The organism is Chitinophaga sp. sic0106 (assembly GCF_019219075.1).
Lineage (GTDB): Bacteria > Bacteroidota > Bacteroidia > Chitinophagales > Chitinophagaceae > Chitinophaga.
The window spans coordinates 1-12,362 of the sequence record NZ_JAHUWJ010000002.1 but is presented as its reverse complement, the minus strand read 5'-3'; the positions used below and the strand labels follow the sequence as shown (position 1 = coordinate 12,362).

Genomic DNA, 12,362 nt, shown 5'->3' with positions numbered 1-12,362 from the left:
AGGCCCTTGTTTATGGCTTATCATCTTTTAGCATTTCTTGCTCTGCCGGATCTGGTGGCCTATTTGAATCAAACCGGGCATCACTGGTTGGCTTCAACCCCAGCTTATCCCACATATCCTTATCCTGCAATAACTCCTCCGCTAATTCATCGGGAACGTTACCTAACATTCTGGAAACTTCCTGCCAACTGTACAGTCCAGCGCGGATACCTTCTTTAAGAGCCTGTATTTCTTTATACGGATCTATCATCTGGCGCCGTGGCGGGGTCCAGGTAGCAGTAATAACTGCTTCGTAAGGTATGACACCTTTCAATTGACAAGCCTCAATAAACCAAGGGAAAACCTTGTCACAAAAGCGAGGAATGATCAGATTATATTGCAGGTGTTCAATGTTTCTATTAAATTCCATTGAACCCATGCGACCGCTGCTAAAATTAACACCGGTATAATCGTTTGTCAAAGCCTCATATGAGGTACCAAAGCCGGCAGATATTCCACGTAAGTTGTTCCGGACGAACTCACCGAACCCCTGAGTTGTTGGAGGCTGCGCTACCTGAATTTCCTGTCCCGGCTGCAACTTCTTAATCATGCCAGGCTCAATCCGTTCCAGGTCGTATCCATCAGTGGAAGCTGTAGTATCCTCTGCTGCTGCATCTTCCTTTACAAATACCGCAAATGCGGCAGCAACTTTACTACGTATACGCTCTGTAAACTCATAATCATCCAAATCTTTCATCCGGAGCATAACACCGCAACTAAAGGGGACCCCACGTATCTGTCCAGGACGTTCTACTTCATAAACATGAATAATATCGGAAGCAGGTACAAACTCCGACTCAGATCCTACCTCACTTGGGTGGTACTTATGGAGCCAATACCCCAGCTTCCTTCCACGCCTGTCGAGCTTTATACCATAAAAGGTGATAGTTTCATCCGTATCCCATACTCCGGTATGGTAAGACGAGTCTATAAAATCACCCTCCAATACCTGTAGTCGCAGCGGCACAGCGTCCTTGCTGGTTCCACGGACCCTACGAATTAAGCATTCGCCGCTCTCGATTACCGTTTTCATAACCAATGCCTGAACACCATAAAAGGTATTCATGTCATCATAGTCACAGTTGGTTTTATCTGCCCATGCAGCCCACGCTTCCTTGATTGCTTTCATCTGCCGTTTGGTACCACCTTTAGGAGTAGGTATAATACCTGTACCGGCAACATTGTTACGCAGAATCCGTACCCCGTTTATTGCATAGGCATTATTTCGCGACAGATCACGGCTACGTTCGCGCAATGTTGCCAATGCAGCGATAACCTCCTGGTTAACACTCAGATTAGGAGAGTGCCAGTCACTATAATGACGTCCCTTAGATGCGCCGTCATACCTACGTTTTTCCCTTTTTACTGTCTCATCGTACCTCTTTTCAACCATATGAAGCACTGCGCGTGCATGATATCGGCGGATGGCCTCCTGTGGAGAAAACCATTCGTATACTCGATCAACAAGATTTCTTTTCATGTTCTATCTGTTCAATCCTTTAGAAAAAGCTGCAAGTGACGTCTTAATACCGCCTTTTTTAATACCCAGTTCAACTTCCATAGCAGACTTCAGGCGAAGCATATCATCCAGAGAAGCATATTCTACCTCTTTATCAGCATACTTTACACGCTTCGCCCCTTGTGCGATGGCGTTCACTAGGAGGTTGTATTGATCAATGGTAAATCCCATGAGTATTTTTTATCGAAGTTATTAGCCAATGCTATGATATTATTTAGGTCGCCTAAAACTTGCCTATAAAAAACCTTGTGTGAGTCTACAAGGGCAATACCGTACTGGACAGATGTGCGGCCTTTATTGAAATAGTTCCCAATATCATAATCGTATAGTCCGGTGGTCGATTTAATGATAATGTAGTAGCATTTCTGGCGGGCATGGGCAAGGCTCCTCTCGCTGATTAGTTGGTCCTTGGTGATACCATAGTATTCACATGCCGCTGAAATAACAGCCACAATAAGCTCTCTGTATGCAGGTGGTATTGTGTTCCCCCGCGCTTTACAATGTTCTTTCATATGCTTTTTATTTCCAGAAGTCAGATTTTTTTGTTTTCTGTGAAGGAGATACCGGTGGCGTAACTGTATGAATATCCACCGGCGATGCCTCCCTTGTCCAGCGTTCATCACTCCACCGATCTACACCTACAATGGATGCCGCAGCACGCGCATATACGCGGCAATCCAGTGGTTCATTACGTTTATATTTTTTAACCCACTCGAACCCTTCAAAATTCCGGTTGTTGGTCACAAGCACCATCTCCTCAGCAGTAAGGCCACGGAAATAACTGGTTTCCCTTTTTGGGAAGTGACAGTAACCGGGCGGGACCTCCCCTGTTTCATGGTTGATTTGTAAGTGCAGATCTCCATATAGCTCTTCTTTGATCAAGTTAACACCGATGTTCCAAACCTTTACCTTCCCGGCCTTCTTCCCGGCCTTTATCAGGTCCACGGATTTCGGAGCTGAAAAAATCATATTCAGCTTGTCCCGTCCTTTAATTGGTACCACACGGGCGGTTGAATGCTGCTGAACGAACTTATAAACACGCTGGGTGTTGAACCCGGTATCTACGGCCATAGTTCTGAGTGGCAGAATAGCATTATCCCCTTCACGAATCCACGTTTTGGCAAGTAGCTTAGTCAGTTCTGTCCAAACATCATCATGAGCCGTATTGCCAGTAATGACAATGTAGTCCAAACTCTGGCTACGGCGCCCAGGCATCCATCCAACTATCTCGATTTCCAGCCGGTCAGCCTGAACGTCAACACCAGCGGTAATGAATACTACGGAAGGAAACGGCGTATTTGCTTTATAATCCTCAGCGCGTTCGTAGATAAGCTCCCATGAGGGCTTTTCGCCCTTTGCTGGATCATAACACTCGCCCAGCTTAGTATTGGTGAATACAATCGTTTTGGCTGTACTACCCTTGGCATCCTCGTAATCCTGAGCCATTTTTGCCCAGGAATACATCCCATGTGGTGAATACATGGCGCTTAGGTGATAGCCAAACGTATAGCCATCCTCTTTTTCAGGGGCCAATGGCATCCAAATACCAGCATTCAGCATCTTTGTTTTATGCCGTTCCTCGAACTGGCCATTACAATGTGGGCATTCATACTTAACATCCCGGTATTTCCCAGGTGAATACCTAAGCTGCTCGAACTGGAGAACCTGGAGAACACCACACAACGGGCATGGTACATTGTAATATCGCTGCCCAGTCTTTTCAAACTCAATATCAATCTGGCTGCTACCTTTACGGGTTGGAGTGCTGGTTAGAAATACTTTCCTCCGGCTTCCGTAGGTGGATGTTCTGGTATCGGCAAGATCCACTGCCGACCCTTCATCCCCTACGCTTTCGGGGTACCGGTCGATTTCATCACCATACACAAACCTGATAGGAGTAGATGATAATCCAACAGGAGAGTTTGCGCCCACCATTGTAATGAAGCCCCCATTAAACTCCTTATACAATAGGGTATTGCTGCTATCCTTCGCCCTTGTTTTGGCTATTTTGGAACGTAATGAGGGTGTAGCCTCAATCATTTTTTCTATGCGCTGTTTCGCCGTCTTTTTCATCATGGCATCTGTAGGCATAATATAGAGAAAGGCGGCAGGTGCCATATCAATCGTATAGCCAACCCAGTTATTACCAACCTCAGTAAAGCCTACCTGTGATCCCTTTTTAACTACAACCTTCTGCGCGGGGTCTTTAATGGACAGCTTATCCATAATCTCCCGTGTGTAAGGCGTCCGGCTTGTTTTCCATCTACCTGGCTCGGCAGACGTTTCCGGAAGCAGCCGGCGTTCATCGGACCATTCCGATACTGTCATGCTGGGATCTGGCATCAGGCCATCCTGAAAACCCCGTATAACCGTCAAATCCAATACTTCAGCCTCCATTATTTTACTTCAATGGTTTTGAATGTTGCATATTCTGTTAATACCTGGTTGAGTGCATCAGTCAGGATGTTTATACCTTCAACTTCAGTATCAGAAGTCATAATATCCCGAACAACACGCTGCGGCAGGTTTTGAAGTGCCTTCTTTAGCTCGTTCGCGTAAGCGTAGAGTGTTCTTTCTACCTTATCACGGCTAACCAATGCGCCACTTTCCTTTGCGAGTGCCATCCTGTCTTTTGCCAGTCCCACAACCTCTCGCAGCCTCATGGCTTCACTGGGTTGCATCTCAGGCGTTATCCGGATAGCAAACAATTCCTCAAGATCTGTTATATCATCATCCGTAAGTATATCAGCTGCCGGCACAGGACTATCCACAACAGGTGATAGCACCGTAAGAGTACCCGCTTCGGAGTTTACTGACTTGGTGATTACGGAAGCCCGGTTGACTCCCGGCTTATGCTTCCCCTGCAATTGCTTCTGTGCCCATACCGATTGAAAAGCCAGGGTCGGGTTGATTTTCTTAGCATTGGGATCGTATGCACCCTCCAGCTTACCGGTGCTGGCAGCCTTACGTACTGCGCCCTCGGTAACGCCTATCTGTGTGGCAAACGCCCTTATTGATATATAACATTCTTCTTTTCCCATATTATGCGCACTGCGTACTGCGTACTTATAAAAAACTCATAACTAGCGATTTTTTGCGGCTCCGGGTAGCCGCATTGCTTACCCCCTGCCGGAGGACCCAAGCCGCCCCTGGGGGTGGGGGTACCCTACCGGGTAGGGGATACACTCAAAAACGGTGGGCCCCCGATGATACCCGGAAAAAAAACTGCGATGCATGGCGTCCATATAGCGCACCGTGAATGGCTGTATATCTGGTGTCATGATGTTGGAGAGTTAATCTGTGATAGTAAGTGGGATACATTCCTTTGTACGGACAGCGGGAACACTGTGTTGACTTTCTGCTGGACGTGTTGCATTGCCCGTCTATTTACTACTGCAGCATGAACGGTAACAGACAGTAAAGGCTTTACAGGAATATCTGAGCCGTCTTTATTCACTCTCTTATTGCGCTGCATGAACCCGTGCGATGTACCTGCACGATATTCACCACGAGCAAATACACGAGGCTTACCTCCATCGATCATAAAGGCGAAAGGAATAACTTCCCGCTTACCTTTATGCACTTCGATGCTTACACCAGCAGTAGGGGTTTTCCGGGCACGTTGTCTGCTACGTGACTTCTGTTCACCCCGCCTGCTGATGGTAAAAGATTTGGTGGCCGTCTGGAACTTAGGAGAAAAAGCGTCCATCGGAATAGGGGTAGTAGAAGCATACAGTTTAGCCGTCAGTGTTATACTGGTGGCCTTCACTACATTCACCGCACCCAGATATCTTTGAGGGATATTATACAGAGCCTTAACTGATGCACGGGACTGAGTTCGTCCCTGAAGGATCGCCTCATTAAGCGACCTGCTTACCGCCTGGTTCATCTTCCTGGCGCCCAGTTGTTCCTCTGCTTGACGGAGGGTTCTGACTGCATTTCTTACTGATACTCTTATCATGTCGTACTTTCTTTTCCCGGCTGGAAGCTATTGGGGGGATATTGGTGGCTACCAAATCCTCTATAGCTTCATTAGGTCCTTTCCCTCTCCCGATAACCATCGGGTTTGTGGCAAAAAACGCTGAAAACTCGCCGGTCTCTCTGTTCTCGACCACCATCAGCATAACCTCGTAAACATTCTTAGAGCTTGACATGACGTTTAAATTTAATCCACCTATCAAGTTAAGACTTCACTACGCTGTGTATATGTCGAGTGAATTTTATTGTATAAATTTTTTATCCACCGGTTAGGCGGGGTTATGATCGTTAGGCGATAACCCGCTATGGTGGCATATTTGCGCGACCTAACCGCCTAACCGTAAAAAACTGTAAAACCTTGTAGTATAATATGCGTATATGTGCGCGGTGCGTGTATATGTAATAGCATTGTGTCCATACCTGTGCATTTATTATATTTTATTGGTTAGGTGAGTTAGTAACGGTTAGGATAGGCTACTGTACTGGCCTAACGGCCTAACCGCCCACCGGTTAGGCGGGGTTATGATCGTTAGGGTTTCCTGATGCTATGCTGGTAGCCAAAATGGCACTGGCTAAGCCCACGGAAGATTCACTCGGTTCGTTTGCCCATTTTAAGAAGGACAGGATTTCCCACTCCTTGCCTCTGAAGTCGCGGACCTTGGTATATGCCTTATCAACTACCTGCGTAGGATCGACTTCCAGGCACCTGAAAAAATCATTCCCCTCAAACATACGCAGCGGGGTAGGTGCGTTAATTACTGCGTTATACTCGCGCAAACTTCCCTCGGTACAACCGATAACATCGCCACAGATAAGCCTCTGATCATCCAGCAGCTGACTTATAAAATTCAACAGGGTTTGCCGGTCGTCAAAAGACAATGACGGGATATAAGCCTGTATAGCCTTATGGATTCGGTCCTGAAATAAAACTTGATGAGCATGTTTTTTGTGATCGATCATATTATTAACTTTTAAATAGTGACTGATTTAAGCTGTAGCAAATAGAAGCGTTTTGCGTTTTTACCATTTATCCACTTTTGGCGGGTGGTCCAGCCCAGGCGGATGGTTTCCTTCTGTAGCTGCTCCCTGCTGATCCGGATGCCGGTGTATCGTTCCAGGTGTGACTGGATATCTGCATACGTCATGTAAATACCACTGGCGTGATACTCTACGGTTAAGTGTTCAAAATGAGACACCAGAAGTTCATACTCGGTGCTATAATTTTCAAACGTAGTAGTGTTTTTATTCAGCAACTCCACATCCTTACTGGATAACTCCCATTTAAACCCATCTTTCCACAACCAGTATGCCTCCATCAACAATTCGACACGGTCAACATTGTCGATAGCCGTAAAATCAATTGCTTCAACGTTTATGGGTATGATACGCCGATTGCCGGTAGGATCTCGGAGAATCTCTTTGTTATTGGTGGTGCCGCAAAAAGTACAGATACGGCGCATAGTAACACTGGCGCGTCCATATGGTTCCCTGGCTGTGACCTCCTGCCGGGATAGGATAGACTTCATTTTCGCCTCCTCCTTTTTGCTCTTCCCGCTCATCTCATCATCGAAAATGATCATCTTCTTACACATCAAAATATCATCGTCTTTACCTGCATCCATCTTTGATTCGGCGAAGTATGGCATTAGCTCCGCTGGTAGTAAGCGGCGGAAAAATTCCGTTTTCCCGCAATTCTGCGCACCGGTCAATACGAGCATCAACGGTGAGTGTTGCCCATGGATGGAGCTGATCATGCCAACAAGCCACCGCTTACCGAAGTACAGCGGGAAGTCCGGGAAAAATGCGGCGCCGGCTTCGATACCAGTGTCACTCTGTATACAATTGAAATATTTATCAATAACCCCGTTTGGCCTAATGCGTGAGTGATTCGTGAAGAAATCGGTAAATGGATTATAATCCCTAGTAAAATCAGATGATATAATATCCTGTATCATCCCTTTGGGAGCCTTGGGGAATACTTTTGCTGTCTCCTTCCACACTGTATTTACATCCCTGTCCTCCAGCTGCCGGCCGTTAATTTCGATATGTCTCGTAATGACATTCCTACGAAAGTCATAATGGTACCGCAGGTGGTCCTCAACCTGTTGAACCAGGGAGGCTTCGTTATCGACCTGGCCCCCAGCAAGCACCTGTTCAATGATGGGGGCCGACTCCTCCTTTGGTATATCATCAAACTGCTCCAGTGTATTCTGTATTTGCTGGGCCGATATTCCCGACTTTTTAAGATTACCTGCAGCCTGAGCAATCTTCCGAGTACGATCTGAATAGGTAGGGATACCTGCCTGCTTCACATGGTAATAGAAGGTAGCAATTGTAATCCCTGATTTCCCTGCCCGCACGCATTTACTGTACTGCCTGTCGCATAAGGCGGCATTATAAGAGGGATGGTGCTGGCTTACCGCATGAAAGTAATCCCTGCCTCCCTCACCGAAATGATCCGCTAAAGCGAAACCTATACGTAACCAGGTGTGATAATCACCGGTTATATCCTGCCCCCGACCGTTTATTTCGTTGATGATGGCATCAAAATCGGACTTCACATAGATTACCTTTGTAACATTTGCGGCAGCAGCAGACTGCTTCTTCGGGTAGGTAGTAAATTTTGTAGAGTAAGGATTGCTGTAAAGATGTGGGTCCCAGCTTACAAACCTCGCACGACTTACATCTTTACAAGATGGATCTATTACCTGCTGATACTGTGTAAAAAAATACTCTTGCAAACCGGCAAATGCCTCAGTATGTTTGTCCGGACTGATCTTTACCAGTACCGCCAATCCTTTACCTGATACTGATACAAAGGCTGCATACACATATTTATCGGGACAGATAATAGATTTCAATTCATTGGGGTCATCAACATCATCTATGTCGATACATAGAAAACCCGAATGCTGCTCTAACCCACTATTTTTCCGCTCCACGAATTTACCTGATATGGTTGCATAAGGGAGCGCTTCTTTTAACTGTTTATGCGCTTCCTCTGACTTAGCATTTCGCACGGCCAGCACCTCATCCTGCCATCTGCCATCCTGCACATACTGCAGGAAGATATCGACAGGTATATCTTTACCATTTTGGGTTTGCTTAATGCTATCATATATACTAATGGTGGCTACTCCCATGTGTCTGACTTTCCTTTAACTTCAAATTCAAAATGCGGAAACTAATACTGACTTACTCTCCAATGGCAGCGGTATAATACTCGAAAGCACCCAGCCCACAGGCAATCTCCCGCATTTTTTGCAGTTCAATCAGTTGGACAGCACGCTCCGGTGAAAACAGAGGTATCTTCATGGAAGTATGATCAACCAAACGTAATGGAATCCAATCTTCAGCCCCATCATCTGCCCACCCCTCAATACAGAGTCGTGGCTCCCAATGGTCTGAAAAAATAGGATCACCAATATTGGGATACCATTTCATAAAGATCATCACTTGTTGATCCTTCTTCTTCTCAAACCCAGTATAGACAGGAATAAGTCGATACAAACGACAAGGAGTATCGGTAGCTCCTTCGCGCTCGTTTTCTATTCCTCTACTCAATGCATCTGTCGCTATATGCTGCATAGCAGTAGAATGGTCATATATCTCATATGGGTCATAGGCCTGCGGATCACAGGAAATGTCGGGATCAGATAAGTACCCTCCGATGTGCATACCCTTATCATCTGTAAATGGTGGATACCACACTTGTGGTTGCCAGCGATCTTCGCCGGGCGCCTTACAGGCTATCATAAAAAATACCGGTGCAAAAAGATCCTGCACAGATTCCGGGAACTCGTGAAAATTAGGCTTCATTGTTATTTTTTTCAGATGAACAATTACCGTTTGAAATCACATCAGATAACGGCCGGCGCATATAGGTATCTGGAATAGAAAGGGGAATAAGATGGCAGTCAATAGGCGTTTTTCCATCTGCCTTACACCTCTGGCGATAAGCTTCTATTAAGCATTTTGCCACTTTCTTCGTATATGCCTGAAGTGGCTCCGCCTTGTCATATGCCCCCCGACAAATCCGATTATCTGTGAATATCAATGGGGACTGATTGTCATCAGCGGTTACGATTATATACAATGGCTTATTAAAAATCCAGTTAATCATTGTGCAGAAATTGAAAGTTGATAATCCGGGTTCATAGGGCTGAATGATGTGGCAGGGTTATCCTGCACAATCGGGAAGAAAGGTTAAGCAACATTTACTTGACAGTTGCCACTTTCAGCGTTGCAGGAATCAATCATACTATCGATACAGTCATAGGCATCTCCGTTATACTTTATAGCGTGAATATCCAGCCAACGGGGGCTATCCTTCTGTGGCAATACCACCTCCCCATTGAAAATTTCAGCGGCGGTAATAGGTAGTATTAAAACTTTGTTGTCATCCTTCGATTCAACGAACGCTAAGAAGTGTACCCTCTTTTCCAGAACTGGGGTCACCTGAATAATCATTCCCGGAGTCTTTTCAATTTTGATAAGATTGTAGCTTTCCATAAATTTGTTTTGTTTTAGTATTTATTATGATGGCTCAGTGTTCCAGCACTGGGCCTTTTTAATTCTATGATTTACCAGGTAGACCATATTTCTTCATAGCCTTCAGTCTATCCCGGCGCCGCCACTTCTCCATCAGATACTCAGCCATTTCCTGTACCTGTTCCTCATGTAACTGTTTCGCAGTTTTTTTTCTCGTTACCTTCTTTGGTGCGGGGTCCTCCCCCCTTTTGTAAGCGACATACATAACATCAATTTTTTATGGTGATTGAATACCATAATCAACCACTGATGTTACGCTTTGTTGCACGGCCGCCAGACAGTATAAGGGATGTATACTTAACCTTCGGAGGCCTTCTTTTCCGGGGTTGTTTAGGTAGAGCAATTTTCAATTGCTCTACCTTCAACAGACCCTGATCGGCGATTTTGCGGAGCGCCAAAAATGTTGATTCAATATCTATGAGTTCCTGGTGTGTCATATTAACTGGTTCAAAACCATCCAATTCAAAGGGAAGGAGTTGCTTCTGCTTCCATATCTATATATCAGTTGAAGCAGTTTTTTTTCAACTCTTAACAAAACTTTAACTTTTACTTGTAACCAATTTTTAGTCAAAGTTTTAAGAATTATTAATTACTTGAATAACTGAATTTGTTTCCTCTGACTTAACACGCGCTACAGCGATGACTCTAAGTAGGTCCTCCAAACATTGAGGGTTCCTAGCCTCATTATTCAGTGCTGCATACACTCTCCAGCGCTTTATACCCAGCTCCGCACATATTTGAGAAACCTTTACTTCCTTAAAAAGCTGCTTAATTTCAAGACGTTTTTCCTGCGTGATTTCACTTGCCATAAGAAATGCGTATTTCCCACATTGTTTACTTGTTGGGAGTTTTCGTAAATTTGTTGACAATGCAATAATAATTACGTTTTTCGTAAAAACGATATATTTTTTACGATAATAGTAAATTTATTTTACTGGTATATATATACATATGATTACCAAAGAACTACTAAGACTAAAAATTGCAATAGGTTTTTTAAAGAAGCTTGATATTATCAAAAATCAGGGTGATATCGCAACTGACTTAGGATACAAACGGCAAGGAACTATTTCGGAAATCGTAAAAGGTAAAATACCTATAACGGATAAATTTCTGACTTCATTCTGCTCCAAATATGGTGTTGATATTGAATATATAAAGACTGGGAATGGTGAAGTATTTCCACCTGGCTCTCCGTATCGGGATCAAATAGAATATAAGGAACTTCTTTTCCAGCAGCTCGATATAATAAAAAAGGAATTAATAGAGACCCCTGGCCTTGTGCCAGAGTTAGAGGACCAAAAGAATAGTCAAGAAGTGGAGCCAGACATTTTTTGGCGCGGGGTTCCTATGTATGATACCGATGTGAATGCTGGCATTCTCTCGTTGATCCGAGATGAAAAAATAACAGAACCAGCATACTACTTACCGATACCAGGCTTCAAGGACTGTAAATTCGGCGCCCGTGTGAGTGGCGACAGTATGTATCCTGAAATCCGTAACGGCGATTATGTGATTTGCAAAGAGCTGCAAACCCTTGACAGCTTGATCTATGGGGACATTTATCTTGTAGTTACGCATGATGGAATGGAAACTGTAAAGTATGTGCATCCACACGAAAAAGAGGACTGGATTAACCTCGTGCCTTACAACAAGAGTGTGCCGACAACCCCTATGCCCAAAAAGAATATCCGGGCGGTGTATAAGGTAAAGGGGGTAGTGAAAGGATACTGATTCCCAATATCTAACAAATTCATATGAAACAACCAGAAAATAGCAAACACGACATTGGAGAAAAACTCCAAAACATAGGAGATAGACTGCAGGGTGTGGGTGAAGGTATGAGTAAGGGAGGTAACAAAGCAATGGGGGCGGGTTGTGCAATATTCATAATCATTTTAGTGATACTTTATTTTGTCGGCTGTTTTAGATAAAAATATCTTTACAGGGGTTTAAACCGGCTCACAGCCTGAAATTTATAGTTTTTTACAGGTAACAAAAAAGGTAACAATTTTCCGAAAACGCATATATTATTAATTATTTGACGCATGTGCAAAGTATTAATAGCCAATATATTAATATATTCAAAGTAATGGTGTGCGAAATCTCCTCCTTCGCACAAAGGGTTGAAATCGCAAGGTTTCAACCCTTTTTTGTGTGCGCCAGGCATGGCGATCTGCTATAGGGTGCAAGTCCCGAACCCACTTTGTAGTAGGAAGGGTTAGCCAATAGCAAGGGTGTCGCGGGCGACTGCGAATCTGAAGGAAGCTGGCGG

At 44.6% G+C, this 12,362-nt stretch carries 12 protein-coding genes; 2 read left to right on the top strand and 10 right to left on the bottom strand.

Features of this window, described 5'->3' with window-relative positions:
• Positions 1–10 precede the first annotated feature (10 nt).
• From KW844_RS02890 to KW844_RS02845, 10 genes are all read right to left on the bottom strand, one after another.
• Entirely contained in the window at positions 11–1,519 is a 1,509-nt protein-coding gene (locus tag KW844_RS02890) for a phage portal protein (protein ID WP_218375214.1), read from the bottom strand.
• 3 nt (positions 1,520–1,522) lie between these two features.
• A complete protein-coding gene (locus KW844_RS02885; protein WP_218375213.1) occupies positions 1,523–1,729 on the bottom strand; it encodes a phage head-tail joining protein in 207 nt (68 codons plus the stop codon).
• A gap of 348 nt (positions 1,730–2,077) precedes the next feature.
• A complete protein-coding gene (locus KW844_RS02880; RefSeq protein ID WP_218375212.1) occupies positions 2,078–3,955 on the bottom strand; it encodes a phage terminase large subunit family protein in 1,878 nt (625 codons plus the stop codon).
• Positions 3,955–4,599, bottom strand: a complete 645-nt coding sequence (locus tag KW844_RS02875; protein ID WP_218375211.1) for a hypothetical protein — start codon at positions 4,597–4,599, stop codon at positions 3,955–3,957. Before KW844_RS02875 ends, KW844_RS02880 begins: the two co-directional genes overlap by 1 nt.
• Positions 4,600–4,835: 236 nt before the next feature.
• Positions 4,836–5,519, bottom strand: a complete 684-nt coding sequence (locus KW844_RS02870; protein WP_218375210.1) for a hypothetical protein — start codon at positions 5,517–5,519, stop codon at positions 4,836–4,838.
• Between the two features lie 527 nt (positions 5,520–6,046).
• Positions 6,047–6,496, bottom strand: coding sequence for a hypothetical protein (locus KW844_RS02865; protein WP_218375209.1), 450 nt, complete (start codon positions 6,494–6,496; stop codon positions 6,047–6,049).
• A gap of 11 nt (positions 6,497–6,507) precedes the next feature.
• Complete coding sequence (locus KW844_RS02860; RefSeq protein ID WP_218375208.1) at positions 6,508–8,679, bottom strand: VapE domain-containing protein; 2,172 nt, start codon at positions 8,677–8,679, stop codon at positions 6,508–6,510.
• Positions 8,680–8,731: 52 nt separating this feature from the next.
• Positions 8,732–9,355 carry a hypothetical protein gene (locus tag KW844_RS02855; RefSeq protein ID WP_218375207.1) on the bottom strand — a complete coding sequence of 208 codons (624 nt, stop codon included), beginning with the start codon at positions 9,353–9,355 and terminating at the stop codon, positions 8,732–8,734.
• Positions 9,356–9,742: 387 nt separating this feature from the next.
• Complete coding sequence (locus KW844_RS02850; RefSeq protein ID WP_218375206.1) at positions 9,743–10,048, bottom strand: hypothetical protein; 306 nt, start codon at positions 10,046–10,048, stop codon at positions 9,743–9,745.
• A gap of 614 nt (positions 10,049–10,662) precedes the next feature.
• On the bottom strand, positions 10,663–10,896 hold the full coding sequence (locus KW844_RS02845) for a hypothetical protein (RefSeq protein WP_218375205.1): 234 nt from the start codon (positions 10,894–10,896) through the stop codon (positions 10,663–10,665).
• Positions 10,897–11,038: 142 nt separating this feature from the next.
• Here KW844_RS02845 and KW844_RS02840 point away from each other — a divergent pair, with 142 nt between their 5' ends.
• Both KW844_RS02840 and KW844_RS02835 read left to right on the top strand, forming a co-directional pair.
• Positions 11,039–11,821 (top strand): XRE family transcriptional regulator, encoded by a 783-nt coding sequence (locus tag KW844_RS02840; RefSeq protein ID WP_218375204.1) that lies wholly within the window; start codon positions 11,039–11,041, stop codon positions 11,819–11,821.
• Positions 11,822–11,844: 23 nt separating this feature from the next.
• The gene (locus tag KW844_RS02835; protein WP_218375203.1) at positions 11,845–12,021 is read left to right on the top strand and encodes a hypothetical protein; all 177 of its coding nucleotides are present in this window, start codon (positions 11,845–11,847) and stop codon (positions 12,019–12,021) included.
• The last annotated feature ends 341 nt before the right edge of the window (positions 12,022–12,362 follow it).

What these genes read in the sequence shown, in the direction of transcription:
- KW844_RS02890 (WP_218375214.1), bottom strand. Translation starts at nt 1,519, where the DNA reads ATGAAAAGAAATCTTGTTGATCGAGTATACGAATGGTTTTCTCCACAG.
- KW844_RS02885 (WP_218375213.1), bottom strand. Translation starts at nt 1,729, where the DNA reads ATGGGATTTACCATTGATCAATACAACCTCCTAGTGAACGCCATCGCA.
- KW844_RS02880 (WP_218375212.1), bottom strand. Translation starts at nt 3,955, where the DNA reads ATGGAGGCTGAAGTATTGGATTTGACGGTTATACGGGGTTTTCAGGAT.
- KW844_RS02875 (WP_218375211.1), bottom strand. Translation starts at nt 4,599, where the DNA reads ATGGGAAAAGAAGAATGTTATATATCAATAAGGGCGTTTGCCACACAG.
- KW844_RS02870 (WP_218375210.1), bottom strand. Translation starts at nt 5,519, where the DNA reads ATGATAAGAGTATCAGTAAGAAATGCAGTCAGAACCCTCCGTCAAGCA.
- KW844_RS02865 (WP_218375209.1), bottom strand. Translation starts at nt 6,496, where the DNA reads ATGATCGATCACAAAAAACATGCTCATCAAGTTTTATTTCAGGACCGA.
- KW844_RS02860 (WP_218375208.1), bottom strand. Translation starts at nt 8,679, where the DNA reads ATGGGAGTAGCCACCATTAGTATATATGATAGCATTAAGCAAACCCAA.
- KW844_RS02855 (WP_218375207.1), bottom strand. Translation starts at nt 9,355, where the DNA reads ATGAAGCCTAATTTTCACGAGTTCCCGGAATCTGTGCAGGATCTTTTT.
- KW844_RS02850 (WP_218375206.1), bottom strand. Translation starts at nt 10,048, where the DNA reads ATGGAAAGCTACAATCTTATCAAAATTGAAAAGACTCCGGGAATGATT.
- KW844_RS02845 (WP_218375205.1), bottom strand. Translation starts at nt 10,896, where the DNA reads ATGGCAAGTGAAATCACGCAGGAAAAACGTCTTGAAATTAAGCAGCTT.
- KW844_RS02840 (WP_218375204.1), top strand. Translation starts at nt 11,039, where the DNA reads ATGATTACCAAAGAACTACTAAGACTAAAAATTGCAATAGGTTTTTTA.
- KW844_RS02835 (WP_218375203.1), top strand. Translation starts at nt 11,845, where the DNA reads ATGAAACAACCAGAAAATAGCAAACACGACATTGGAGAAAAACTCCAA.